A 25266-nucleotide genomic window follows, 5' to 3' on the forward strand; every position below is an offset into this window, starting at 1 on the left:
CTCAGGACTCCATCTTTTTGCCGAGGCGCAACTGCACGAGGGTGAGCGCAAGAAGCACAAGCCCCATGAGAACCGATGCGGCGGATGCAAGGCCGAATAGCCTCAGATCGCTGCCGAAGGCCATCTGGTAGATATATTGCACGACGAATGTATTGGCCGTGCCCGGTCCACCGCCATTGGTCAGAACCCATGCCTCGTCGAAGATCTGCACGGAGCGGATCATCAGGAGGATGAGCACGACGAGCAGGTTGGGACCGAGAAGCGGGAGGGTGATGCGCAACAGCGTGCGCCGGGGTGATGCGGCATCGATGGCCGCGGCTTCATAAAGGTCCTTGGGGATGGCCTGAAGGCCGGCGAGCAGGATGAGCGTATAAAAGCCCATATGGAACCAGACCGAAACGACGACCACGAAAAAGCGCGACCAGCCGACATCCAACAGGAAGATTTCCGGCGGCACGCCCAGCATCTGGAAGAAGGCGTTGAGCAGGCCGTTGCGGTCCAGAAACCATTTCCAGATGAGGCCGATGACGACGGGCGACAGCAGCACGGGGTAAAAGAACATGGCGCGGAAGAAACCGCGCGCGGCGATCGCCCTGTTGAGGATGAGCGCGGTGATGAGTGCCACCAGCAGCGTGGCGACGACATTGAAGGCGACGAACCACAGCGTGTTCCAGATTGCCGTCCAGAAAAGCGATTCCCGGCAGCTTCCGGGGTCCATATAGCTCTGGCAATCCAGCAGCTTGCCGAAGTTCTCCAGGCCGACAAAGGGGCGGTCGGAGATCAGAAGTTCGGTGCCGCCGGTAAAGGCGTAACCGACGGCAATCGCAATCGGCAGGAAGGTGAAGATGCCGAACAGAACGAGGTTCGGCATCAGAAAGATATAGGGCATGCGCCTTTTGCCGATCAGCCGCTCGATGAAGTTGAGCGGCACTTCGGCAATCGCCATCACGGCATCGAGCGCACGGTCGGACAGTCTCGCAAGCGTCGGATTGGCCATGCTAACCTCTCCCTTCGCTCGCGGCGCGCGGCAGCGCCAGTTCGGTGGCGGGATCGAAGACATGCACCTTTTCCCGTGCCGGCATGATCTTCAGAACGGAGCCGGAGGCGGGCGCGAAATGGCCCGCCTGATGCACGATGATCTGCTCTTTTTCACCCTGAAGATTGCCGTAGAGATAGGTCTCGGTGCCGAGGCTTTCGTGATATTGCACCTCGAAGGGCAGGCCGGCATCCGCGATGGCGAAATGCGAGGGGCGGATGCCCGCCAGAACCGGCTGTCCGGGACTGACGGTTGCGGGGTCGACGAGGCAGGGGAGCGACACGCCGTAGCCGGCGTCGATGGCGATGTTGCCGTCCTCGCCCTTGGTGATGGTGCCCTTCAGCATGTTCATGCGCGGTGAACCGAGGAAACCGGCAACGAAGAGGTTGCGCGGATTGTCGAAAAGCTCAAGCGGGCTGCCCACCTGCTCGATGCGTCCTGCACGCAGCACCACGATCTTGTCGGCCATGGTCATGGCTTCCACCTGATCGTGGGTGACATAGATCATCGTTGTCTTGATATCGCGGTGCAGCCGCGTGATTTCGGCGCGGGTCTGCACGCGCAGTGCCGCATCGAGGTTCGACAACGGCTCGTCGAACAGAAAGATGTCAGGCTCGCGCACGATCGCGCGGCCGATGGCGACACGCTGGCGCTGGCCGCCGGAAAGCTGTTTCGGCTTGCGGTCGAGATAGGGCTCGATGGCGAGCATACGCGCCGCCTCGTTGATGCGGCTTTCGATTTCCGCCCGCTTGAAGCGCAGATTTTCCAGACCGAAGGCAAGGTTCTTGCGCACGCTCATATGTGGATAAAGCGCATAGGACTGGAACACCATAGCGATCTTGCGCTCGGCCGGCGACAACGCGCTGACATCGCGCCCGCCAATGCCGATGGTGCCGGAGGAGACGTCCTCAAGCCCTGCGATGATGCGCAGCAGCGTCGATTTTCCGCAGCCGGAGGGGCCGACGAAAACGACGAATTCACCGTTTTCGATCTGAAGATCGATATCATGCAGCACATGAACGGCGCCGAACGCCTTGTTGAGGTTTTCGAGTTTCAGACTTCCCATCACATGCTCCCTTCATCAGAGCCCGTCGTCGCGACGATCTCTTTGATATTCCAGCCCTCGGGCAAGGGCATCGCTCTTTTGATGGCGACATTATCAGCCGAAAATCTGTGAACGCCGGAAAGATAGATCGCCGGCATGCCGCCGGGATAATCCTCCATGCCGACAATCCGGCCCTCAGCATCCTGTGTCCAGGCATTGGCGCGGCCGGCCGCCTCGGCGCTTGGCGCTATGTCGGCATTGGTGGGGCGCAGGTCATATTGCAGGCCGGTGCCGAGCTTACCGGGCTGCTGCGCAAGCGTGATGCGCTCCAGCCTGACATTATGAATGCCCGCCTTTGAGGTGGAGACGAGGTTGATCGCCCCTTCCATGGAGCCGCCCAGATCTTCCACCACGAGGTTTTCCACCCGGCCGGCCTGCCGTTCGGGACGGCGGTCGACGACGGTGACGGTGACCGCTTCGCCCGAGCCCCAGAATCCGCCCGGTGTCTCGTGGCACTCGGTCTCGATCCGCGAAAAGCGGATGTTGCGCATCGCGCCGCCATCGCGGGAGAAAAGACCGATGCCGCGATTGGACTGCACGACCTTGCAATCCTCGAACACCACATTGGTGAAATCACCGAAGGACTCCGTGCCGAGTTTCAGCGCGCAGCTCATGCTGGAGACGGTGCAGCCGCGCACGGTGATGTCGGCGCAGACCCCCACCGCCTTGCCATCCGGCCCGGCGCTGGTTTTGAGGCAGATGCCGTCATCGGCAGTTGAGATAAAGCAGTCCTCTATCAGCGCGCGCCGGCAGGCGTCCAGCACGATGCCGTCCGTATTGGGCAGGCGGCGGTCGTTTTCGATGCGGAGATTGCGGAAATGGAGGTCCTCGCAATTTACCATATGCAGCGTCCACATGGGTGAGGCGCTGACGTTCAGGTTTTCGAGGCGCACGTTGCGGCAGGCTTCCAGCACCATCACGCGCGGGCGTTTTTTCGCCGGGACATAGGTTCCCATGGCCGCGTCATCGCCGATGATGAAGTTTTCACCGCCGGCCTCGATACGGCCGGGACCGGTAACGGCAATATTGCTTGCGCCGTTCGCGATGATCATGCCGCGATCGGAGTCTTCGGCAATCACCGAAACCCGGGTCAGCGCGTAAGCGTCGTAATCGGAAACCGGCGCAAGCACGGCATCTTCGGCGAGGTGCAGTTCCACGCCGCTTTTGAGATGGAGACCGGCGCTGACATGACGCCCGGCCGAGAGAGACACGCGCCCGCCGCCTGCTGATGACACGGCATCGATAGCCTGCTGAATCGCCGCCGTGGCGTCAAGGCCACCTGCTGCAACTGTGATGTCCTGACTGGTGTTCATGATAGTCACGATGCCTTTGGCCTTTTCAAAAAAACGTCGATCAGAAGCAGCATCGTCAGCGCCTGCCCATAGGGCGTGGGCAGATTGGGGATGCGGCGGTAGAAATCGAGGTCGTGTCCCATCGGCGTGCCGTCGGAGACCCCGTGAACGACGCCTTCGTCATCGATATTGCCGAGCACCGCCTTCAGCGCGCGCTCCGCATGGGGCCGGTTCTCCTCGCCGAGAATGCCGGCCTCGATGCCGCGCAGAATGCCATAGGCGATGCCGGCGGTTGCCGATGTTTCGACCGGCGAGGTCGGGTCATCGAGCAGCGTATGGAACATGCCGTCTTCGCGCTGATATTTTCTCAGCGACCGAACCTGGCTTGAAAGCACATTGGCGAGGAAACGTTTGTCCTTTCCGGCAAGTGTGGGCACCAGCTCGAAGAGCTCGGGAATGGCGACGGTGATCCAGGAATTGCCGCGCGCCCAGAAGGCGTCCGCGAAATTGTGGCGGCCGTTGAAGGTCCAGCCGTGATACCAGAGCCCGGTGACGGGGTCGGAGAGATACCGCGCATGGATCATGAACTGGTAGACGGCCTCGTCGATCCAGTCCTGCCGTTTGCAGACCACACCGGCGCGGGCGAGGAACAGACAGGCCATGAACAGCGTGTCGTCCCATAATTCGCCCTCATTCAGCCGCTCCTTGACGACATGCTGGAAGCCGCCATCTTCGGTTTTGGGCAATTCATGCACCAGCCAGTCGGCCCAGTCTTCCACCAGTGCGCGGAAATCCGGCCGGTCGACATGTTCCGTCAAGATGACGAGCGGCAGCATCGGCGCGGAACTGTTGATCTGGCGCGGCGGCAGGCCACGGTCGATCTGCCAGCCGTACCATGTCACGAGGTCGTCCAATGCCTTCTGGTCATTGGCGGCGAGCGCCCGGCGCAGGAAGCCGTAAAGGCCCACGCCCACTTCCCAGTCCCATTCGTCGAACTGGATCTTGCCATCGGAACCGTCGCTGACCAGACCTTCCTGAATGCCCTTGAGGCGGCTGAAGGCGGCGGCGACATTGTCGATGGTCGTTCTGAGAGTGTCTTTTTCCATGCTTGGCTGGGTCATCTGTGAATTCCGCTTAGGAGTAAAAGGAGCGTGACGTGCTGTCCGAGGTGGGATCGGCGCTGTCGAAGGTGATTTTCGGTTGCGGTTGGTCATGGTCAAAGGCCATGGCCTGTCCGCCGATGGTGAAGCTGCCGTCCCAGTTGAGAGTGAGTTCCGGCCCGCCGGGCGGCGTGACTTTGAGCAGCCGGCTTTCGGCATCGAAGGCCACCTGCGTGGCGAGGATTTTCTCGCGGAAACCGCCGAAGGCCTGCCCGTCGCCGCAGCCAATGACGCCGATCCAGCCGGCCCGGCGTCCGGGCGATCTGATCTCGCGGTTGGCAGTGGCGCCAGAGGTGACGGGTTCAAGTCCGTTCGTGGCGTAAAGCGCCGCGAAACCGCGGCCCGAACGGGTGATGAGCCAGTTGCCCTGCATCACCACCTCGTCCAGCCCGTCGCGGCCGAGATAGGCATGGGTCCAGTCATTGCGGTGATCCCCGGTATCGAAAATCAGCATTGCGATATCGCGGTGCTGCGCCACGCGTGGCAGGATGCCGCTGCCGGCCCAATAGGAAGGGCGCTGTGTACCCCATGGATCGTCTTCACCGGGATGATTGACCCAGAGCCGAGCCATCGGGTGGCCGGCAAGCTTGATGTCCATGACATGCTGCTGGTGCCCCCCGCGACCGGTTTTGTGATCGACAACGGTGGAAAGCTGGGCGGCTTCGTTCTTGAACAGCACGAGCTTGCCGGGCTCCAGCCCCTGCGCATACCGCGCCTCCACCATGCGGCCGCTTGTCAGCTGGGAAAGGGCGGCGAGATGCACCGGCGGCAGGTAATCACCGCAACAGAACATCGGTAGCGAGGCGACGCCGTTGTTGAGCCAGCCCTTGCCGAAGGCGACCTCGGCAAAGGGCGCCAGCTCCGTCAGCGGCCCGGCGCGCAACTCCTTGTCATAGGCTCGCCCTTGAGAACCCGAGGGAACGCCGCCGAGTGTATGCAGCGCGATCATTTCGAAAATGAGATCAAGCTGGTGGCGCGCGCGGGCGGCAAGTTCCGGCCCTGCCCAATGTTCGATGGCCAGCAGGCCGATGAAATCCACGGGGTAATAGGCGGCCGAATTCCACTCCGCGAGGCCATGCGCCTCGACGCTGTCGAACCAGCGCCCCAGCCGGTCCGCCGCCAGCGCCGCCTGTTCGCGTCCAGTACGGCCAGAGGCGGTGAAGGTGGCGTCCGGCAGATAGTCGCCGGCGAGCAACTGGCTGGTATGGAAGCAGAGGACGTGGTTTTCGCTCCAGAACCACATGACGTCATTGCCCGGCTCGTCCACCCAGTAGCGATAGCCGAGGATCGAGGCATCGATGCGCGCCCGCATATCCGCCGGCAGCCGGTCACCATAGGCGCGCACCAGCCAGAGCAGCGGGATCATGATGAAGTCGGAGCAGTCTTCGCGCCGGTCGATGGAGTGCAGCGTCGCGTCAACGATGCCACCGATCGTCTTGATGTCATCGCTGCCGGTCGCGACCATGGCGAGCGCGCGTCCGATGCGCCAGGCGCCGAAACGGGCGCTGAAGGAGAGGGCCGCCTTTTTTCGCGCGCTTATGTCGCCAGCGGACGCTTCCGGCGCGATATCGCGCATGAAGGCGGCGTCGATGACGCGGGTGACAGTGCCGGCTCCCGATCCGAGGGTGATCCTGACGCCGTGATACCCGTCGGCAATGCCAATCGTCTCGGGGATCGTCAACGAGGATTGGCCGGCCTTCAGCACGGTCTCGACATCCGCAAGTGCGGCGCGCTCATGGCCATGGCTTTTGACTGCGATATGCACCGGCAAGTCGCTCGTGGGTGCTGCGCCGAAGACAAGCTCGAGGGCGCTGCCGGAAAATACGTCGCGGGCGGGGTGCACGTCACGCACCAGTGCGGCCAGACGTTTCGTCTCCTCGCGATTGAGAGGGACCGGCAGCACCACGGTCAGCGGCACGGCATCGATGACCTCAAGCTCGAAGAACCAGATGATGTCGCGCTCCGCAAGATCTTCGCAGAGCAGCAGCACCTCATTGTCGCCGGCCGCCAGATCAAGTGTGATATCGCGGCTGCTTTCGACATTACGGATGAAGGGTTCGAAGCGCAGCTGTTCGACGCCGTTCACCCAGATGCGCACGCCGCCGCAGGTGCGAAGCCGCAAATGCGCCTGCCTTGCCGCATCGCTGCGGAAGGTGCCTTTCAGCCAGCGCTGCACATGGGTGGGAACATGCCAGAAGCCGGTGAATTCAACGCGGCGGTTGGAACCCGGCAGGTTGAGATGCGATACCGGCCAGTCCGTATCAGGCTTGATGTCACGGCCGATCATGGTCTGCTGGAAAGCCTTGCGGCAGGGCAGGTCACCCACATCAACGAAACCGTTGATGAAGCGGTAATTGACCCGGTCTTCTGCCGGTGCCGGCGTGCCCGGAAACGATGTCTCCACCAGATCCGAGACGATCCATGCCGTTACCGTCTCACCGTTGCCGACGCTATAGGTCGGCTGCGAGGCGCTCGCCGCTAATGCTGCATCCGTCATATGGATCGCCTCCCGTCGATCGATAATGAAATTATTTTCACGAACAGAATTTCGCTTATCTGCGTCGATCCGTGCAATTTACGCAAAACAAACAGCTTGACGTTTATTCTGTCAAGCCGCAAAACATTATAAATCGAATTCGGCAGAGGAGCTTTCATTCGATTTGTGAAAATGTTTTCATTGGGAGGATGAGCATGATGAAATTGTTTTCGGGGGTCAGCGCCCTTGTATTAGCCTCCGTCGCCGGTCTGGCGGCTGCCCAGGCTGAGACCCGCACGATCACGTTTCTTTTTACGGATGACGACCAGGGTTACGTGCAGCGCATGGCCGCGCTCAGCAAGGAGTTCGAGGCAGCCAATCCTGATGTGAAGATCAATTTTGTATCGTCGGGTTATGATGCGGTTTCCAAGCAGCTGCCGGTGCAGCTGGCGGTGGGCGAGGGCCCTGACATCGCCAAGATCACCGACTGGCAGCTGGCGCCCTATTATCTCGACATGCGGCCTTATATGAAGGATGCGGAAGCCTTCGCGAAGCTGCACGGTGCAAGCCTCGACCAGCTGCGCCTGCCCAATGTCAACGATCCGAAGTCGATCAATGGCTATATGGCGTCGCAGACGCTGAACCTGCCCTTCGTCAACAAGACGCTGTTCGAGCAGGCCGGTGAACCCTTGCCTGGCCCGACCGCGAAATTTGGCGAGATCGTTGAGGCATCCGCCCGTGTCGCCAAGGCGACGGGCGTGCAGATTCCCTTCACCATGGACCGTTCCGGCCACCGTTTCTCCGGCGGCGCCTTTTCGTATGGTTCGACCTATGTGAAGGACGGCAAGTTCAGCTTCCCTGATGATGCGGCGAAGAAATATATCGCCGATCTCTTTTCATGGACGCAGAATGGCAGCTTCCCCAAGGAAATGTGGGGTGCCGCCGGCGGTTCGCAGTACAAGAACATGGGAGACGAGTTCGTCAACGGCAATGTCGTGACGTATCTGGCCGGCAACTGGATGGTCAATCCGTTCCAGAACAAGATCGGCGATACCTTCGAGTGGACCGCGATCAATGCGCCCTGCGGCGATGCCGGCTGCTACGCCATGCCTGGCGGCACCGCGATCGTCGGTTTCAAGCGCAGCAAATATCCCGAGGATGTGGCCCATTTCATCGAATTCCTCGGCTCCGAGAAGGTACAGCGGGAGATCGCCGAAAACTACGTCGTTCTGACGGGCGCCGAGATCGCCGATCCGCAATACAAGCTGAAGAGCGAAAACGCCAAGGCGGCGATGCAGGTCTTCCTCGACAACAAGAAGAACGTGCCGCAGGCCGCCCGCGAATTCGAGCGCGCCAAGGGCGGCAGCGCCATGTATCAGCAGATCGTCCAGCGCATGAGCCAGCTGATCGTCGGCGAGCTGACGCTCGACCAGACCTACAAGGTTCTGGAAGACGATGTCGCCAAGATCAACGAGGCGGTTGCGGTCAAGAAATAATCGGCACTCATCGGCCTTGCCGGAAGAATTCGGCCATCGAAGACCATGCCCGGAGGCTCTCTCCGGGCATATCCATCCCCTCCTTGCGAGCGGATATCGCCGCATATGCTGCCTCGATCAGCCCCATCGAAAAACTGAAATAAGCGCCGTTTAAACCTGATGACGAGGCGCGCGGAAAACCGCGTCGCCTGTTTTCGTCACGCGTCATTCGCTTAAAATCATAGGATTCGTCATGGCCAAACTGAATATGTCGTCTTTTCCGTCCGCACGCTCGACCCTGCTTGCCTCCGCCGCATTGCTGGTTTTCGTTCAAGGCGCTGCGGCATTCGATAGCAACGGACCGGCGGGCCAGGGTTATGCCATCGCGGTGCCGGAGCCTGTCGCGTCCTATCCGCTGCCGCTTGCCGATAATTATCGCAATCAGACGGGCAAAAATGCCAAAGGCGAGGACGTTCGCGCCTATGACGACCGGGACAATCCGATTATCGAAATCCTCTCCGGTTTCAACCGCATCTGGACACTCGGCGATGAAAAATGGGTCGATGGCGGCGCGAACAGCGATGGTCCGCCGGATTTCAGCCATGTGAGGATCGTCGATCCCGCCGTCTGGCAGGAAAACATGCGTTATGTGTTGTCCGTAACCGGCGACAACCGCACACGCGCCGCTGCCTTCGAAGCCTATATGAATGACCGCCGTTCGCAGGGTTACAGCGTCATCGACGGCATGGGCCCGCTTGCCGACTGGTATCGCGAAGGGGCGGGTGCGACGACGACGATCAATCATACGCTTGCCGATTTCGACCCGAACGACGTCATCATCCGCAAGGAAGACGACAAGGGCACCGAGGCCGGTGCGGCGGATAGCGAGCTGAAGGATTTCGTCGCCTTCATGAAGGTAATCCGCGGCCCTGAGGGTACGACATCGCCGGCGAAATATTTCTATTCCACACCGCGACCCTGGCGCATGAATGACAAGGGTGAGGTGATCGAGACCGGCAAGGAAATGATTGGCGACCGCTCATTCGAAAGCTACGACAGCGACCCTGGTGTCATTGTGCCGGCGCTGAAATATGCCCGCGAAAATCGCGGCCGCGCCAAGGATGGCGGTTTTCCGAGCGGGCACACCAATGCCGCCTATCTCGCCGCCATCGCTTATGCCTATGCCGTGCCGGAGCGTTTTTCCGAATTGCTGACGGCGGCTTCCGAACTCGGTGAAAGCCGCATCGTCGCCGGTATGCATTCACCGCTCGATGTGATCGGCGGCCGCATCACCGCCACCGCCATGGCCGCCGCCATGTTGCAGGACCCGAAAAATGCCGAGGTGAAGAAGGCTGCGCATGACGCCGTAGAGGCCTATTTCGCCAAACGCCTGCCGCAGGGCCAGTCCCTCATCGATTTTGCCCATGGTGCAAAGCCTGACGTCGACCGTTTTGCCGATGCGGCGAAGAACGGTGCGGAGTATCGCCGGCGCATGACCTTCTCCTTCAGCCGCGACAAGGCCGCGGGTGACGCGGCGATGGTGGTGCCGAAGGGGGCCGAGGTTCTGCTGGAAACACGACTTCCCTATCTCAATGCCGCAGAGCGCCGCGCGGTGCTGTTCTCCACCGGCATCGAGGCTGGTTATCCGCTGCTCGATGACAGCAATGGCTGGGGCCGGATCAATCTGGTCGCTGCTGCCGGTGGTTATGGCGCCTTTGACGGCGATGTCGAAGTGACGATGGACGCCGCCTCTGGCGGGTTCAATGCGGCAGACCGCTGGACGAATGATATTGCTGGGGCAGGGCGTCTCGTCAAATCGGGCAGCGGGGCGCTGACGCTCAGCGGCAACAATACTTATGGCGGCGGCACGATTGTCAGGGACGGAACGTTGGTTGCGTCTTCCGCCGATGCGCTTGGAACCGGTGGCGTGCTGGTCGCGGGCGGCACGCTCTCGCTTGCGGCGGGCAGGGATGTCGCCATCGGTGGTGATTATACGCAGTCTGGCGGCACGCTGGTGCTTGATCCGCAAAAAGTTGCTCTGCGGATCAAACGCAATGCGGTGCTGGACGGCGCGACGCTGAAGCTCACCTTCGATGGCGGCGCTCCGGCTGCCGGTACGCGGTTCGATGTGATCGCCGCCAACGGCCTGACCGGCACATTCGCCACGATTGATGCGGGCAATGTGAAGGTGCGACCGGTCTATACCGGCTCTGCACTGTCGGTGGTTGTTGAATAAGCCGATACAAAATATTGCAGGGTGCGGCCCAAGAGGCCGCGCCCTCTGGCCGCCATTCGGCTTGCCGCGATGCAATGGACCGATCCGGCCGCCCTACAGGAAATAACGGACCCTGAGCGGCAATAGTGCCGCGCCGATTGCCGAGGGATCACCAACCGTTTCGCTGAGAACCAGTTTCGCCTCCTTCGGGCCGACTCCATAACGATGTTCGCGCTGGGAAGGCATGTGCGTGCGTTCGATCATCATCTGGCCAAGTGCGCGCGGCAATTGTCCGCCAAAGACGATGGCCTGCGGGTCGATGACTGCGATCAGGCTCGCCACCAGCCTGTCCACCTGCGGCATGGTCTCGTTCAGCCATTCTTCGACGCCCGGCCATGCGGGGTCGAACTGCTGATAGAGCGGTTCGATCGAATGAATATCGACGCCGTTTTTCTGCAGGGTGGCGATCAGATATTGCAGGGCCGGCCGTTTGGACGATTCATCCGGGCTGTATATGCCGCTGAATTCGCCGGCATTGCCATGGAAGCCGTGGAACGGTTGCCCGCCGAGGATCAAGCCTCCGCCAAAACCGTAATTGAAAGAGAGATAGGCGAAGGTCTGGCACCAGGAGCCAACACCACGAAGGCTTTCACCGATCGCGCCCGTGGTGGCGTTGTTCTCCAGCCAGACCGGCAGGCGGAAGCGTTTCTCAAGGATTGGTTTCAGATCCATCAGCGACCAGTCGCGCAAGGGCTCCGGCGCATTGAAGGCGCGGTCTTCCGACACAAAGAAACCGGACATGGAAAAACCAAGACCAAGCAGTCGCTCGCGCGGGATCCCGTGTTCTGCCAACAGCCGATCAAGCGCCTGCGACAAGGCCGCAAGCGTCTCCTCCCGGTCTTCCGGAAGCATCTTAAGTTTCTCTTCGACAATCACGTTGCAGCGGAAATCGGCGATGCAGATCACCACGGAGTCGGTGTTGATGGAAATGCCGAGCGAATAGGCCGCTTCCGGCACCAGCTCGATGGTGGGGCTTGGCTGGCCGCGTGTGCCCTTGAGCGGCGCGCCGGTTTGCAGAAGCCCGCGCTCCTGCAGGGCTTCGATCAGCCGGTGCACGGATTGCTGCGTGAGGTTGGTGTGGCCGGTGATCGAGGACCGGGCAATGGGGCCATGGCGGCGCACGATATCCAGAATGAGACGCTCGTTTTCGCTGGCAAGCGGCTGTCGGTCGAAGGTCTGGTGGGGCGTCTGATCTGTCGTCATGGCCTTGGATAACGGCTGCGGGGGGCGGCGGCAACAAGGGCTACCGCTTTGCGACAGCATTTTTCACTGGACTGTCACAAATATTACACTTAAAGTGTATTAATAAGGGGCCGGTCAACAACGGCTCCCCAGGAGGAACCATTCAATGCGCCTGAAATTTTTTGCGATCGCCGCGCTTGCGCTGGCGACGACGGCAGCGCCCTGCCTTTCGGCTGACAGCAATATGAAAAATCTCGACTTCGACCTCTCCAAGGTCACGCGCGACAATTTCTACGACATCGTCGTTCCCGCCGCCAAAGCCGAAGGTAAGGTGACGATGTATAATTTCGCCGGCAGTTTCGCCGATACGTGGAAGGAGCTGATCACCCGTTTTGAAGCCAAATACGGCATCAAGGTCGCCTATAGCGACGTGAAGGGCGATCAGGCCAACCAGCAGCTGATCGCGGTACAGGCGGCAGGGCAGGATTCGCCCGTCGACGCCTATTTCGCCGGTGGCGGCAGCTATCCGCTGCTGTCTTCCAAGGGCGTTGTCGGCAATATCGCGCTGACGAAAATCCTGCCGAACATGGCCAATTACAATCCGGAACTGGCCGAAACCGTGTTCGGCAAGCCGCATGGCGGCAGCTTCCCGCTGGTGCATCTCAACCAGACGGCGATCGGTTATCACTCTGCTTTCGTGAAGGCCGAAGATGTGCCGAAGAGCTTCGAGGACCTTCTTGTCTGGGCCGAAAAGAACCCCAAGCGGCTTGGCGTCACCCTGCCGGCCAAGGGTGGTTCGGGCGGCGGCTTCATCTATTCGGTGGCGCTTAATTATCTTACCGGCGACTGCCGCAAGCAGCTGACCGACTATAACCAGACGCTGCAGCAGGCCGAAGACTGGGCCATGGAGTCCGAGTGCCTCACGCCCGTCTGGGATTATTATCGTCGTCTTCTGGCCGTGGCCGAACTCACCAACGGCAATGCCGATACGCTCAACCTCATCAACAACCAGCAGCTTTATATGGGCACCGTCTGGGAAGATCAGGTCATGAGCTTCCTCGGCACCAAACAATTGCCTGATAGTTTCCGCGTCACGCTTCTTGAAAAGGGCCAGGTCGGCTCCGGTGACGCGATGTTCGTGCCGGCCAATGCGAAGAATGTCGCCTCGGCGCTGCTTCTGATCGATATGGCGATGAGCAAGGAATTCCAGCTCTGGAAGCTGGAAAACAAGGCCTCGCGTTCTCCGCGCACCGATGTCACCAACGATCTGATGCCGAAGGCTGTGCAGGAGCATGTTCTGCCGCAAAGCGTCTATCCACGCCTGTCGCTGCCGGCTTTCTGGGACATGTCGACAGCGCTTGCCGAAGCGCTCGATGAAAAAGTCCTCAACCAGTAACGCCGTCGGGATCACCGGACCGTGCGGCCGCAAGTGCCAGCACGGTCCGGATACCCTTGGTCAAAAAAATATGAGGGAGGCTCGTCATGAGTGAACTCGAGATCAGCAATATCAGCAAGGATTACGGGGCGAGCCGGGCGCTTCATCCGGTATCGATCACCGTGGAGCGGGGCGAGTTCGTCACCATTCTTGGTCCCTCCGGTTGCGGCAAGTCGACGCTTTTGCGCATCCTCACCGGCATCAGCCAGCCTTCGGGCGGCGAAATCCGGCTGGGCGGCAAGCGTATTGATCAGGCGCAGCCGGAAGCGCGCGATATCGCCATGGTATTCCAGTCCTATGCGCTTTTCCCGCATATGTCGGTCGCGAAAAACCTTGGCTTCGGTCTGAAGATGAAGAAGGTCGCGAAGGACGAGCGTGCCCGCCGCATCGCCCATGCGCTGGAAATTTGCAATCTCACCGGGCTAGTGGATCGCATGCCTCGGCAATTGTCCGGTGGGCAGCAGCAGCGTGTGGCGCTGGCGCGCGCCATCGTCATGCAGCCGAGCCTGCTTCTCTTCGACGAGCCGCTCTCCAACCTCGACGCCAAGCTCCGCGACACACTGCGCCATGAGTTGACCGAACTGCACCGCCGTATCGGCGCCACCAGCCTTTATGTGACGCATGATCAGGCCGAGGCGATGGCGATGTCGGACCGGATCGTCGTCATGAATGCCGGCCGGGTGGTCGAGATCGGCACGCCGCTTGAGCTTTACCGCGCACCGAAACACGCCTTTACCGCCGGCTTTCTCGGCCAGACCAATCTTCTGCCGGTCTCCGCTGAGGGCCAGCAGGCGCAATTGCCCTGGGGCCAGTCCGTGACATTGGATCAGGCTGCTGCCGGCAATGTGCAGATTTCCGCTCGCCCGGAAAACATCCACATCTGCGCCGATCAGGCCGGTGACGGCACGGTTTCCGCCGTTTCCTTCATGGGTGCGAATGCGCTTTACACCGTCGAGATCGGCGGTCGCCAGATCCGGGTCAGCCAGTCCGGCGCGGAAACGCTGATCGATGCCGGACAGAGGGTCGCGCTGCAGTTTCCCGGCTCAGTCCATCTTCTTGATGACAGTGTGGCGGGGGAGGCGGCATGATGGCCGGGCTTCTCCGCGACAGGCGCGCCCAGCTTCTCCTCCTGCTTTTGCCGGGTGTTGGCTATCTTCTGGTCTTCTTCGGCGGGCCGCTGCTGTCGGCGCTGATCGGCAGCTTCAGGCAGGAAGATGGCAGCTTCACGCTGATGTTCTATCAGCGGATTTTCACCCGCGCGTCGATGATCCGGGGTCTCACAACCTCGATCTATTACGGCGTCATGCCTGTCATCGTCTCGCTTGCGGCTTCGGTGCCGCTGGCGCTTTTGATCCGCAGGAGCTTTCTCGGGCGCAAGTTGTTCAGCGGCCTTTACAAACTGCCGATGGCGGTGCCGGGCATCATCGTCGGTCTGATGGTGATCGTCGTTTTCGAAAGAGGCGGTTTTCTCGACCGGCTGGTCGCGCCGCTCGGGCTGGAACTGCCCAAGCTCGTGCGCGACGGCTGGGGCATCGGCGTCATTCTCGCCAGCGTCTGGAAACAGATACCCTTTATGACGCTGATCATCACCAGCGCCTTTGCCGCTATACCCGAGGATATCCGTTACGCTTTGCGCACGCTTGGCGCTTCGCGACTGAAGACCTTCTTTTTCGTGGAGGTGCCGCTCGCCATGCCGGGTATCACCGCCGCCATTCTTCTGACCTTCATCGGCTCCATGGGTTCTTACGCCATTCCTGACATCGTCGGCCCGCCGACTGCCCGGCCGCTTTCGGTGCTGATGATCCAGGAGTTTAATCAGGGGCGTTTTAATCAGGTCTATGCCATGGGCATGATTTTGAGCCTCTTCGCCGTCACCGTGCTTATTCTTTATTATTCCCTGACATCCCGCATCGGCCCCGGCCAAAACCGAGGAGACGCATGATGAGTGTTATCACCATTGAACCTGCCATCACTCCCCGCCGCCGCGCCTTCACGCCGGAGGACCGGATTTTCGTTTCGATCGGTCTCTATGGCACGCTGACGCTTGCCATTGCCCTGCCGCTGGCGTTGATGTTTCTCTGGAGCATCGCCGATGGCTGGTCGCCGCCGCTAGTCGTGCCGAAGGATTACACCACGGCGCGCTGGGCAGGCATTTTGGGCGATGCAAGCCTCATCCGCGCCGCCATCAACAGCATTGTCATCGCCATCGTCGTCACCTTCCTGACGGCCGCCATCGCGCTACCCACCGCCTGGGCGATGGCGCGGTTTCCCTTCCGGCTGAAACGGCTGGTGGAGATTTTCATTCTGGCGCCGATCATCATTCCGGGGCTGGTTGTTGCCGTCGGCATCGGGCAGGTGTTTCTTCTTTTTGGCCTTGCCTATTCGGTGACGGGGGTCATCCTCGTGCAGATCGTTGGCACGCTACCGCTGATGATCCGGTTGATGACGGCAGCGCTGGAGACCATTCCGGACGACCTCATCCACGCCGCGCGTTCGCTCGGTGCCGGAACTGTCGGCATCGTCCTCCACATCATATTGCCGCTGGCGGTGCCCGGCCTTCTCGCCGGCGGTTTGATGTCTTTCATCGGCAGCTTTGAGGAATTCGACAAGTCCTTCATCGTCGGTGCGCCTGTTGTCGAGACCCTGCCGATCAAGCTTTACATGTATCTCGACCCCTATTCGATGCAGCTGCCGCTCGCCTCGATCGTCTCCTTCATCCTGCTTCTTCCCGCACTCATCGTCTTCATCATCGCCGGCCGCATCCTGCGCGATGACCTGATGGCGGCGGGCATGGGGAAAATCTGATCCGGGCAGCCAAACCCGGTAATTGCAACGTCCGAAAGTGAAAACCATGCACCAGACACTTGCTACCTCCCGAAAGACCTCCAATGCCTGCAATGTTCTCGCGCTCTGCACGCGCGACAATCCGGCCATCCTGACCATCGCCCATCGCGGTTTCTGGACGGCCACCGCCGAAAACTCGCTCGCCTCCGTCCGCGCCGCGGTCGCGGCCGGTGTCGAGATGATCGAGATCGATACGCAGGCGACGGCCGACGGCCGACTGGTCGTCATTCACGACGAAACGCTGGACCGCACCACGACGGGCAAGGGAACCGTGAGCGCGCTGCCCTTCGAGGTTGTTCGAGCAGCGAAGCTGAAGGCCGGTGCGGGCGGTGACGGTGCTGACGTGACCGATGAATGCGTGCCGACGCTGGAAGAAGTGCTGGAAGAGGCGCGTGGCAGGATCACGGTCAATATCGATACCAAATTCACCCGCGATCTGCCGCAGGTCATGGAGACCGTGCTGCGGCTCGGCGTCGAAGATCAGGTACTGGTCAAGACCGATGTTGATCCTGAGGCCGAACGTTTCGAGGTGCTGGGTTCCCACTGGTTCGGCAGGATCCCGCATATGCCGATGTTTCCGGTGAGGAAGGGCAAGTTTGCCGAGGATCTGCGTCGGATCGAAGCCTTGAAGGCGCCGATGATCGAGGTGAAATTCACCGATATCGCTGATCTGGCCGAGGGGCGTGCCGAGATGGAGCGCCAGAATATCCGCCTCTGGATCAACTCGCTCGATGTTTCCCATTGCCTTGACTTTAATGATACCCGCGCGCTTTCAAACCCGGAGGCCGTGTGGGGCGCTCTTGCCGAGGCTGGCACGGGTGCGATCCAGACGGATGAAGTCGAAGCCTTCACCGCTTGGCTGAAGGCGGGTGCCGGCGAGACGGGCAGGGCATGGACACGATGAGCGAGCGCCTCGAAAGCGCCGTTGCCATCATCGAAGAAGCGATGGGCCTTGCCCTTCGCTTTTTCGAGGCGCGCGACGCCATTGCCACCCGGACGAAGGGCTTTCAGGATTTCGTCTCGGAAGCCGATACCACAGTGGAAAAGCTGGTCCGCGACCGGCTGGCGGCGGCGTTTCCCGGCGAAACCGTGCTGGGTGAAGAAATGGGCGGTGTGGCCGATGACGCCTACTGGATCATCGATCCGATCGACGGCACAGCCAATTTTCTGCGCGGCTCGCCGCTCTGGGGCATCTCACTCGGCTTCGTGCGCAATGGCCGGCCGGAACTCGGCGTCGTCGCCATGCCGATCTTTAAGGATATCTACGCGGCGGCAGATGGAACCGGGCTGATGCTGAACGGCAAACCGCTTGCCCGCCATGTACCCTTCGAGGATGTGCAGGTCATGTCGCTCGGCGACAGTGCCGCCGCCGATGCGGAAGAAGTGGCGGCTCTCAGCGTCGGGCTCAGACACGCCGGCTGGGTGGTGGAATCCATCCGCTCGACATCGATCGGCCTTGCCTTTGCCGCGCGCGGCATTTTTGACGGCCATCTGCAGAAACTGACGACCATGTGGGACATCGCCGGTGGCGTCGTTCTCGCGCGGGAAGCGGGTCTTGATGTCCGCATCGGAACCCGCTCCGGCAGCGGCATTCCCTGGGTTGCTGCGGGAACGTCTGCGCTGATGACGGTGACGGAAGGGCTCTGGCCGGAAGTCGTTGAAAAGGCGCCGGCGGAACCTGCGTGAACTTTTTGAAAGCAGGTGCTGGGTGCTCCGAGCCACTCAGCATCTTGCTGGTTCTCTGAACCTCAGTTTTTCTGGGCCAGAGCAACGGCGTCCGCGCCTGCTGGAAAGTGGAGCTGCCCCGACGTGTCATGCACCGCGCTCCAGACCGCTTCTGCAACATCGGTTTCACGGGTCGTCAAAGCCGGTGTGGCAAAAGCCTCGAGAACTGGCCTTGCGAAGGCCGCGTAATCATCGTGAAGCAGCTGCTCCAGCGGCAGGATGGCGTTGTTCGTGAAACCGGTTGTCGGGGCATAACCTGGCTCTACCAGCTTCACGCCGATGTTGAAATGAGCCAGTTCATGCGCGAGGGAACCGGTAAAACCCTCGATTGCCTGCTTGCTGGCGGTATAAGCGGCCGCAAGCGGGAAGGAAGCAAGCGTAACAGTGGACGTGACGTTGATGATCGTGCCGGACTGGCGCTTTCTCATCTGCGGAATGACAGCCTGCGTCATGGCCATCACACCAAAGCTGTTGGTGTCGAAGATCGTGCGGATTGCCGACATCGGCGTTGCCTCGAAAGCGCCGACCATACCGATGCCGGCATTGTTCACCAACACGTCGATCGGGCCGGCGGCCTCGATCGCTGCTGCAATGCTCGCCTCTTCCGTCACATCCAGCGGCAGCACGCGCAGCCGGCCGTTATCACCGGCGAAGCGAGCAGCACTCGGGCGCCGCATGGTCGCAATAACGTTCCAGCCACGTGCGAGGAACAGTTCGGCAATTGCTTTGCCATAACCCGACGACGTGCCGGTAATGAGGATGGTGTTGGTCATCTTAAATCTCCGTTGTTGATGCGCAGGAGATAGACGGTCGGGATTGGATGATATATGCTCAAACGGCTATTATTTGTTATTGATCGTCCAATCATGGATCCTCTCAGCGATATCGTCGACCTTTTGCGACCCAGCGCCGCCGTCTCCAAGCCGATTTCCGGCAAGGGCAGATGGGGAGTGCGCTATCGCGCCCATGATGCGCCGGGTTTTGCGCTTGTTCTGGCCGGTGCAGCTTGGGTGATGATCGAAGGGCGGGATCCTCTCCGGTTGGGACGTGGCGATTTCCTGCTTTTGCCCACAACGCCCGCTTTTTCGCTTTGCAGTGAGACCGGTGTCGATTGTGTTCCGGTTGAACCGCAAGATCGGGCCGTCCGCCATGGCGAACAGGAGGGGATGCCCGATTTTCTCGCGCTGGGCGGAAGCTTCGCGTTTGAACGTATCAACGCTTCGCTTCTCCTGTCGCTTATGCCCGGTCTCATCTACGTGCCGGCAGCGGAGAAGAGGGCATCCCGGCTGGCGCGGCTGATCGAGCTGCTGTCTGAGGAATGCGCAGGCGAAGATCCGGGCAAGGAACTGATCATCCGGCGCATGCTGGAGGTTCTTCTGGTTGAAGCGCTGCGCCGGCCAGACGCTGGCAATGTGGCAATTCCTGCAGGACTGGTGAAGGGAATGCGTTTGCCGGGGCTTGCGCGCGCCTTATCGGCCATGCATGCGGATGTCCGTGCAAGCTGGACGGTTGCGGAATTGGCGGGCATCGCCGGTATGTCGCGCTCGGCATTTTCGGCGCGCTTCCTTGAAATGGTGGGCTGCGCGCCCATCGAATATCTGGCCCGGTGGCGGATGGCGCTTGCCAGAGATTCCCTCATTCGTGGCGTAAAATCGCTCGATCATATCGCCGATGAAATCGGTTATGAATCCGCCAGCGCATTCAGCACCGCTTTCCGTAGGAGAATGGGGATTGCGCCGGGAAGCTTTGCCCGGGCGAATGACAGACGCGGGCAGCAGGTAAGTTTTCTCTAGCAGTTGCCTGTCATGGCGATGAGGTCACCAGGATTATCGTAAGGGAGGGCGGAACAGGCGCGTTCGCTCCACAGGTGCAGACAGCCGGCAACTTAATCCGTTACTGGGTAGGAAGGCTGCCGTCTAACAGCGACTAAGCCCATCCCTTAAGCGCGCGGCCGGAATAATAGCTCGGCGTTGTGGCGCGGTAGATCGGTATGCTGGCGGCGCCGAGATGGGGTAGGTCGCTCATCATCGATTTGCGTATTTCCGGGGGCTCGACGAAAAAATCCTCGCCCAGCATTTCCAACGAACCGATGCGCTGCACGATATGTTCAAGAATCCAGTCGGGTAGCGATCCGCCAAAAATGATGGCACCGGGGTCGATCGTTCGGGCAACGGTCAGCGCGAGCAAGCGAAGCTGATCCGTTGCCCTTTCAAGCCAGGCAACCACGGCCGGATGATCCGAATAGCTTTCATCGATATCCTTCAAACGCCTGATATCCATGCCGTGAACGGCCAGCGTGTCGCAAAGGTCCTGTCCCGAAGGACGCGGATGGGATTTTGGAAACAGACCGCCAAACTCACCGGCATTGCCGTTCGTCCCGCGATAGAGATGGCGCTGCACCACCACCGCACCGCCTATGCCGTACGTCAGCCAGATCATCGCAAAATTGCGGATGCTTCGGCCTGCGCCGTAATACAGCTCCGAGAGAATAACGGTATTGCCGTCGTTTTCGTGAAAGACTGGAAAGTCGAAATAGGGCTGGAAGTCCTTGTCGACATCGATGTCATGCCAGCTCTCGAATTGCCTGATGCGGAAGACATGGCCACGGTCTCGTTTGAAGTGGCCCGGAAAGCTGATGCCGCAGCCAAGCACATCTTTTTTTTTGACCTTTGCTTTTTCAAGCACCTGGCGTGCGGCGGCCTTCGCCGTCTCCATGATGTGCTCGAAGCTGTAGTCTTCCAAGTCAGATCTGACTTCGTGCCGTATCGTGCCATTGAGATCTGCGATGCAGACCCGCAAGTCATCTGGATTGAAGTAGACTCCGAGTGTGAAAAGGCCGTTCGGATTGATCTCGATGGCGGTAGACGGTTTACCGCGCTTGCCGTCGTTGCGTGCTTCCTCAGCCTCGACGACGAGGCCGGATTCAAGAAGGCTGGATGTCAGACGCGTGAGCGTCGGTGCCGACACGTCCATCTCGCGCGCCAGCTCTATACGGGACATGCCTCCCTTGCCGCGCAAAATCTCGAGCAGACGCCGTTCATTGTAGCCGAGGTCGATCAAGCCATTCTCCCGAGAGACGTAACGTTGGATTGAATAACGCAAACGACGCGATTGTACAGCAAATTTCCCGGTCTGGGTTGAGGGGCGATATTGTAAATTTATCAAAATACCTTTGTTTATCAGAGCAATAGTTCATTTTAATTTTCGTAACGAATTCGCGCTTGACTTATTAATTTACGTAAAGAAAATAAATAGCAGACAACGAGCTGTGACGACAAAAAACAGTGAAAAATTAAGTCGCGGGACATCGTGTGTCAGGGAACAAAAAAACGGAGCACCCTTTATGCGTCAATCATGCACTATTTTCGCGCGCCTTGTTGCCGGCGCAACCTTCCTTGCCAGTGCGGCTTTCGCCCACGCGGAAGGCACGGTCGTGGTCTATTCTGCAGCGCCGCAGCAACTCATGGACGAGTTGTTGCCGCTGTTTGAAAAGAAGACCGGCACCAAAGTCGAGCTTGTCAAAGCCGGGTCCGGCGAGCTGATGAACCGCATCAAGGCGGAAACCGGCAAAGCGGCGGGCGACGTGATCTGGAGCGTTGATGGCACCGTCATCGACTTTTCCGCCGACCTCTTCGAACCTTACAAGCCTGTCGAGGCAGCATCGATCAACCCCGCCTTTTCGCCGAGCACCAACTGGGTTCCCTTTACCGCAGTCGTTACGGCCTTCATCGTCAACAAGGAAGCGCTGAAAGGCGCGCCGGTTCCGACATCCTGGGCCGATCTTGCCAAGCCTGAATATAAGGGCCTGATTTCCTCGGCCCGTGCCGATCAGTCCGGCTCCGCCTATATCCAAATGGCGACGGTTTTGCAGGACTTCGACAGTGAGGAAAAGGGCTGGGAGATCTATACCGGCATTCTCGGCAACTCCGTTCTGTCCACATCGTCAGGCGCGGTTCCACGTTTCGTCAATGATGGCGAGCAGGCGGTCGGCATTACGCTCGAAGACGCTGCGCTGCGCTACAAGCTGGGCAGCGCCCCGGTAGAGATCGTTTATCCGAAAGAAGGCACGGCAATCGCGCCTGACGGCATGGCGCTCGTCAAGGGCGGGCCCAATTCTGAAAACGGCAAGGCCTTCATCGATTTCATCGTCTCCAAGGAAGCGCAGGAAGTCGTAGTGAAAGCCGGTCGTCGTTCCGTCAGAACCGACGTTCCGGCCAACGTGGCCCTTGTGCCGCTCTCCGATGTTCCGGATGCGAAATATGACTTCAAGTGGGCTGCGGACAACCGCTCCCGCCTGATGGAAAAGTGGAACGACATCCTGCTCGACGTCCAGTAAGACGTTGAGGGCGGCGGCGAAGGCCGCCGTCCCCACGGTCGCATTCATAATCGCATTTTTGTCTCGTCCACCGTGGTCGCGTGCCGCGCAGGATATGTCATGGAGCAGCACATGGCCGCCGTAGAAATTACCAGCATCAAGAAAAGTTACCGGGATGTCGTTGCTCTCTCCGACATCAATATCTCCATTCCATCAGGATCGTTTTTCACGCTTCTTGGACCCAGCGGTTGTGGCAAGACCACGCTTCTGCGCACGATTGCCGGTTTTCACCAGCAGGACAGCGGCAGCATCAGCATCGAAAGACAGGCGATAGAGCACGTGCCTGCCCACAAGCGCGATGTCGGCATGGTGTTTCAAGATTATGCAGTCTTTCCGCATATTTCCGTATTCGACAACATTGCTTTCGGTCTGAAACAGCGCAAGTCATCTTCAGCCGAGATCCGCGAACGGGTCGGCAAGATTCTTGATGTCGTGCAGCTTGCTCCCTATGCCAAGCGTATGCCGCACGAACTCTCCGGCGGCCAGCAGCAGCGTGTTGGTCTAGCGCGCGCACTCGTCATCAACCCCAAAGTCCTGTTGATGGACGAACCGCTGTCCAACCTTGACGCCAAACTTCGCGTGGATTTGCGGCGGGAACTGCGTGAAATCCAGCAGGCCATGAACATCACCACCGTCTATGTCACGCATGATCAGGAAGAGGCGCTTGCCATGTCCGATCTGGTTTGCGTCATGTATGGCGGCGTCATTCAGCAGGCTGCACCGCCGTGGGAAGTCTATAACAATCCCGCCAACCGCTTTGTTGCGTCCTTCGTGGGAGCCAATAATTTCCTGACGCTCGACCGCACGGGTGGGCAAACATCCATATCCAGCCTCAAGGTGACGCTGCCGCAGGCGGATGCGATTTCCAAGGACCGGACGATCGTCGCTGCGATCCGCCCGGAGGCGATTTCTATTGGTCCTTCCATAGGCAATTGTGATGAGCGCATCGAACTGCCCGTGACCATACGGCAGGTCAGCTTCACTGGTCGTGAGATGAACGTCGCCGCCGTGCTCTCGTCGGGTGAGGAAATCGAGGCGATCACCAAGCCATCGCCGGAGATCATCGCGCTTCAGCCAAACCAGAAAACGACGTTCTCCTGGTTTGCGGGCGATACGCAATTGTTCGGTGACGGTGTAACCGGGGAGCGCCTGTCATGACGGATATGGCTGCGACTGCAACGACGGGCGGTTTCCGCCTGCGACTGCCGGGTTTCTGGACGAGCGTGACGGTGTTCGCCGTCATCCTGCTGGCGATCTTTCTGATCCTGCCGATTTTCAGCGTGTTCTTTATCAGTTTCTTCGACGCCAAAACCGGTGCATTCGGTTTCAGCAACTATGCAGAAGTGTTCACACGGCGTTTTTATACGGTCGCACTCTGGAATACGCTTGTCATCGGTGTGCTGGGCATGCTGGGCGCCTGCCTTCTCGGCATTCCGCTTGCCTTTTGTACCTCCCGCTATCGCATCAAGGGGCGAACGTTCATCGCTACATTTGCGGTGCTGGTGCTCTGTGCGCCACCGTTCATCGGTGCCTATGCCTGGATCATGCTGTTCGGTGCCAATGGTGCTGTCACCAATCTGCTGTCCTTCGCCGGCATTTCCTTGCCGACGATCTACGGGATTCCGGGCATCGTGATGGTCTTCAGCCTGAAGTTTTTCCCCTACATCTATCTGATGACGGAAAATGCGCTGAACACCATCAACAAGTCCTATGAGGATGCGGCGGAAAATCTCGGCTGCACAGCGTTCCAGCGTTTCCGCAAGATCACGCTGCCGCTGGTCTTTCCGGCCGTCAGTACCGGCGCGATCATCTGCTTCGTGTTGTCCATCGCCGACTTCGGAACGCCGGCAATCCTCGGCAAGGGCATCCGAACGCTTTCGACCATCGCCTATGCGCAATACACCTCCGAAATGGCCGGTACGCCGACCATGGCCGTGACGATCTCGATGGTGATGATTGCTATTTCCATGGCGGCACTTCTGTTGCAGCGGCACATTCTTGCCAAGCGCCGTTACGCCAGTTCGCTGACCAACCGGCCGGTCAAGCAGTCCATGCGCCCGCTGAAATCGTTCATCGTCCACGGCTTCTGCTATCTGGTGGTGTTCATCGCCATGCTGCCGTCGCTCACGGTGATCTACACCTCGTTTCTTGCGACCAGTGGCCCGGTTTTCACCGGGGGCTTCGGGTTGGACAGTTATTCCCGCATCCTTCGGGATTCACCGCAAGCGATTGCCAACAGTTTCATGTTTGCGCTTGCCGCCGTCGTGCTTATTGCCATCGTCTCCGGCCTGCTGTCCTTCATCGTCGTTCGACGCGACAATGCGGTCTCCGGTTCGCTGGATCTGCTATTGATGGTGCCCTATCTCATTCCCGGCGTCGTCATGGCGATCGGTTATGTCACGACGTTCCGTTATCCGCCCTTTGATATCACCGGGACGGCGCTCATCATCGTCCTTCTGGTGTTTATTCGCCGGCTGCCCTATGGCGTTCGCTCGACGACATCGATCCTCAGGCAGATCAAGCCGTCTATTGAGGAGGCCGCGGTCAATCTCGGAGCTTCGCCGGCAAAGACCTTTCTGTCGGTGACGGTGCCGCTGATGCTGCCCGGCCTCATCATCGGTTCGCTGATGAGCTTCATCACCGCCATCAATGAACTGTCCTCGACGCTGATCCTTTACACGGCACGAACGATCACCATGCCGGTCCTGATTTATATCCAGGTGATTGACGGAGAATTCGGCACGGCGGCGGCGCTGTCCACCCTGCTTCTGGTCAGTACCGGGGTCTGTGTCTTCGTGGTCTTCCGCCTTTCGGAAGATAAGGAAGCCTCGTTCGTCTGACCACTTGAAACCCTCATGAAAGACTAAAGCAGCGGCGACCGGCGTG

20 protein-coding genes are annotated in these 25266 nt (G+C 59.8%); 12 read left to right on the forward strand and 8 right to left on the reverse strand.

The window, feature by feature from the left end:
• Position 1 precedes the first annotated feature (1 nt).
• Genes ATU_RS21380 through ATU_RS21400 form a run of 5 tightly spaced genes read right to left on the reverse strand, consistent with a single transcriptional unit; the run spans position 2 to position 7090 of the window.
• Positions 2–997 (reverse strand): carbohydrate ABC transporter permease, encoded by a 996-nt coding sequence (locus ATU_RS21380; protein ID WP_006316520.1) that lies wholly within the window; start codon positions 995–997, stop codon positions 2–4.
• 1 nt (position 998) lies between these two features.
• Positions 999–2102, reverse strand: coding sequence for an ABC transporter ATP-binding protein (locus tag ATU_RS21385; protein ID WP_010973960.1), 1104 nt, complete (start codon positions 2100–2102; stop codon positions 999–1001).
• The gene (gene pglB, locus ATU_RS21390; RefSeq protein ID WP_035257728.1) at positions 2102–3454 is read right to left on the reverse strand and encodes a polygalacturonase PglB; all 1353 of its coding nucleotides are present in this window, start codon (positions 3452–3454) and stop codon (positions 2102–2104) included. The genes ATU_RS21385 and pglB overlap by 1 nt, the downstream gene beginning before the upstream one ends.
• Before the next feature lie 5 nt (positions 3455–3459).
• Positions 3460–4554 (reverse strand): beta-galactosidase BglB, encoded by a 1095-nt coding sequence (gene bglB / locus ATU_RS21395; RefSeq protein WP_010973962.1) that lies wholly within the window; start codon positions 4552–4554, stop codon positions 3460–3462.
• A 13-nt stretch (positions 4555–4567) separates the two neighbouring features.
• Entirely contained in the window at positions 4568–7090 is a 2523-nt protein-coding gene (locus ATU_RS21400; RefSeq protein ID WP_010973963.1) for a hypothetical protein, read from the reverse strand.
• A gap of 194 nt (positions 7091–7284) precedes the next feature.
• Here ATU_RS21400 and ATU_RS21405 point away from each other — a divergent pair, with 194 nt between their 5' ends.
• A complete protein-coding gene (locus ATU_RS21405; protein ID WP_010973964.1) occupies positions 7285–8565 on the forward strand; it encodes an ABC transporter substrate-binding protein in 1281 nt (426 codons plus the stop codon).
• Positions 8566–8797: 232 nt separating this feature from the next.
• Positions 8798–10780: a phosphatase PAP2 family protein gene (locus ATU_RS26935; RefSeq protein ID WP_010973965.1), complete on the forward strand. Its 1983-nt coding sequence runs from the start codon at positions 8798–8800 to the stop codon at positions 10778–10780.
• 93 nt (positions 10781–10873) lie between these two features.
• Here ATU_RS26935 and ATU_RS21415 read toward each other — a convergent pair whose 3' ends face one another.
• Entirely contained in the window at positions 10874–12022 is a 1149-nt protein-coding gene (locus ATU_RS21415) for an ROK family transcriptional regulator (protein ID WP_010973966.1), read from the reverse strand.
• 145 nt (positions 12023–12167) lie between these two features.
• Here ATU_RS21415 and ATU_RS21420 point away from each other — a divergent pair, with 145 nt between their 5' ends.
• The 6 genes from ATU_RS21420 to ATU_RS21445 all read left to right on the forward strand — a co-directional run bounded on the left by ATU_RS21420 (position 12168) and on the right by ATU_RS21445 (position 17966).
• Positions 12168–13397 carry an ABC transporter substrate-binding protein gene (locus tag ATU_RS21420; RefSeq protein ID WP_010973967.1) on the forward strand — a complete coding sequence of 410 codons (1230 nt, stop codon included), beginning with the start codon at positions 12168–12170 and terminating at the stop codon, positions 13395–13397.
• 86 nt (positions 13398–13483) lie between these two features.
• Positions 13484–14524, forward strand: coding sequence for an ABC transporter ATP-binding protein (locus ATU_RS21425; protein WP_010973968.1), 1041 nt, complete (start codon positions 13484–13486; stop codon positions 14522–14524).
• Entirely contained in the window at positions 14524–15378 is an 855-nt protein-coding gene (locus tag ATU_RS21430) for an ABC transporter permease (RefSeq protein ID WP_010973969.1), read from the forward strand. The genes ATU_RS21425 and ATU_RS21430 overlap by 1 nt, the downstream gene beginning before the upstream one ends.
• On the forward strand, positions 15375–16241 hold the full coding sequence (locus tag ATU_RS21435; RefSeq protein ID WP_035257734.1) for an ABC transporter permease: 867 nt from the start codon (positions 15375–15377) through the stop codon (positions 16239–16241). The genes ATU_RS21430 and ATU_RS21435 overlap by 4 nt, the downstream gene beginning before the upstream one ends.
• A gap of 46 nt (positions 16242–16287) precedes the next feature.
• On the forward strand, positions 16288–17184 hold the full coding sequence (locus tag ATU_RS21440; RefSeq protein WP_010973971.1) for a glycerophosphodiester phosphodiesterase family protein: 897 nt from the start codon (positions 16288–16290) through the stop codon (positions 17182–17184).
• Positions 17172–17966 (forward strand): inositol monophosphatase family protein, encoded by a 795-nt coding sequence (locus tag ATU_RS21445; protein WP_169539091.1) that lies wholly within the window; start codon positions 17172–17174, stop codon positions 17964–17966. The genes ATU_RS21440 and ATU_RS21445 overlap by 13 nt, the downstream gene beginning before the upstream one ends.
• A gap of 62 nt (positions 17967–18028) precedes the next feature.
• On the opposite strand, the gene ATU_RS21450 is transcribed toward ATU_RS21445, so the two are convergent.
• The gene (locus tag ATU_RS21450) at positions 18029–18778 is read right to left on the reverse strand and encodes an SDR family oxidoreductase (RefSeq protein WP_010973973.1); all 750 of its coding nucleotides are present in this window, start codon (positions 18776–18778) and stop codon (positions 18029–18031) included.
• A 93-nt stretch (positions 18779–18871) separates the two neighbouring features.
• Here ATU_RS21450 and ATU_RS21455 point away from each other — a divergent pair, with 93 nt between their 5' ends.
• The gene (locus tag ATU_RS21455) at positions 18872–19798 is read left to right on the forward strand and encodes an AraC family transcriptional regulator (protein ID WP_035257737.1); all 927 of its coding nucleotides are present in this window, start codon (positions 18872–18874) and stop codon (positions 19796–19798) included.
• A 133-nt stretch (positions 19799–19931) separates the two neighbouring features.
• Here the strand turns inward: ATU_RS21455 and ATU_RS21460 are convergent, their stop codons facing one another.
• Positions 19932–21065, reverse strand: coding sequence for an ROK family transcriptional regulator (locus tag ATU_RS21460; RefSeq protein WP_035257740.1), 1134 nt, complete (start codon positions 21063–21065; stop codon positions 19932–19934).
• Positions 21066–21348: 283 nt separating this feature from the next.
• On the opposite strand from ATU_RS21460, the gene ATU_RS21465 reads away from it, so the two are divergent.
• The 3 genes from ATU_RS21465 to ATU_RS21475 all read left to right on the forward strand — a co-directional run bounded on the left by ATU_RS21465 (position 21349) and on the right by ATU_RS21475 (position 25220).
• A complete protein-coding gene (locus tag ATU_RS21465; RefSeq protein WP_010973976.1) occupies positions 21349–22341 on the forward strand; it encodes an ABC transporter substrate-binding protein in 993 nt (330 codons plus the stop codon).
• A gap of 111 nt (positions 22342–22452) precedes the next feature.
• Positions 22453–23538: an ABC transporter ATP-binding protein gene (locus tag ATU_RS21470; RefSeq protein WP_010973977.1), complete on the forward strand. Its 1086-nt coding sequence runs from the start codon at positions 22453–22455 to the stop codon at positions 23536–23538.
• The gene (locus ATU_RS21475) at positions 23535–25220 is read left to right on the forward strand and encodes an ABC transporter permease (RefSeq protein ID WP_010973978.1); all 1686 of its coding nucleotides are present in this window, start codon (positions 23535–23537) and stop codon (positions 25218–25220) included. Before ATU_RS21470 ends, ATU_RS21475 begins: the two co-directional genes overlap by 4 nt.
• Positions 25221–25266: the final 46 nt, after the last annotated feature.

It is taken from the genome of Agrobacterium fabrum str. C58 (genome assembly GCF_000092025.1).
GTDB lineage: Bacteria > Pseudomonadota > Alphaproteobacteria > Rhizobiales > Rhizobiaceae > Agrobacterium > Agrobacterium fabrum.

Excerpts from the sequence above, each read along its gene's own strand:
- ATU_RS21465 (WP_010973976.1), top strand. The coding sequence starts at position 21,349 with ATGCGTCAATCATGCACTATTTTCGCGCGCCTTGTTGCCGGCGCAACC.
- ATU_RS21435 (WP_035257734.1), top strand. The coding sequence starts at position 15,375 with ATGATGAGTGTTATCACCATTGAACCTGCCATCACTCCCCGCCGCCGC.
- ATU_RS26935 (WP_010973965.1), top strand. The coding sequence starts at position 8,798 with ATGGCCAAACTGAATATGTCGTCTTTTCCGTCCGCACGCTCGACCCTG.
- ATU_RS21430 (WP_010973969.1), top strand. The coding sequence starts at position 14,524 with ATGGCCGGGCTTCTCCGCGACAGGCGCGCCCAGCTTCTCCTCCTGCTT.
- ATU_RS21405 (WP_010973964.1), top strand. The coding sequence starts at position 7,285 with ATGATGAAATTGTTTTCGGGGGTCAGCGCCCTTGTATTAGCCTCCGTC.
- ATU_RS21425 (WP_010973968.1), top strand. The coding sequence starts at position 13,484 with ATGAGTGAACTCGAGATCAGCAATATCAGCAAGGATTACGGGGCGAGC.
- ATU_RS21450 (WP_010973973.1), bottom strand. The coding sequence starts at position 18,778 with ATGACCAACACCATCCTCATTACCGGCACGTCGTCGGGTTATGGCAAA.
- ATU_RS21455 (WP_035257737.1), top strand. The coding sequence starts at position 18,872 with ATGGATCCTCTCAGCGATATCGTCGACCTTTTGCGACCCAGCGCCGCC.
- ATU_RS21445 (WP_169539091.1), top strand. The coding sequence starts at position 17,172 with ATGGACACGATGAGCGAGCGCCTCGAAAGCGCCGTTGCCATCATCGAA.
- ATU_RS21420 (WP_010973967.1), top strand. The coding sequence starts at position 12,168 with ATGCGCCTGAAATTTTTTGCGATCGCCGCGCTTGCGCTGGCGACGACG.
- ATU_RS21475 (WP_010973978.1), top strand. The coding sequence starts at position 23,535 with ATGACGGATATGGCTGCGACTGCAACGACGGGCGGTTTCCGCCTGCGA.
- pglB (WP_035257728.1), bottom strand. The coding sequence starts at position 3,454 with ATGAACACCAGTCAGGACATCACAGTTGCAGCAGGTGGCCTTGACGCC.
- ATU_RS21400 (WP_010973963.1), bottom strand. The coding sequence starts at position 7,090 with ATGACGGATGCAGCATTAGCGGCGAGCGCCTCGCAGCCGACCTATAGC.
- ATU_RS21470 (WP_010973977.1), top strand. The coding sequence starts at position 22,453 with ATGGCCGCCGTAGAAATTACCAGCATCAAGAAAAGTTACCGGGATGTC.
- ATU_RS21415 (WP_010973966.1), bottom strand. The coding sequence starts at position 12,022 with ATGACGACAGATCAGACGCCCCACCAGACCTTCGACCGACAGCCGCTT.
- ATU_RS21385 (WP_010973960.1), bottom strand. The coding sequence starts at position 2,102 with ATGGGAAGTCTGAAACTCGAAAACCTCAACAAGGCGTTCGGCGCCGTT.
- ATU_RS21440 (WP_010973971.1), top strand. The coding sequence starts at position 16,288 with ATGCACCAGACACTTGCTACCTCCCGAAAGACCTCCAATGCCTGCAAT.
- bglB (WP_010973962.1), bottom strand. The coding sequence starts at position 4,554 with ATGACCCAGCCAAGCATGGAAAAAGACACTCTCAGAACGACCATCGAC.
- ATU_RS21380 (WP_006316520.1), bottom strand. The coding sequence starts at position 997 with ATGGCCAATCCGACGCTTGCGAGACTGTCCGACCGTGCGCTCGATGCC.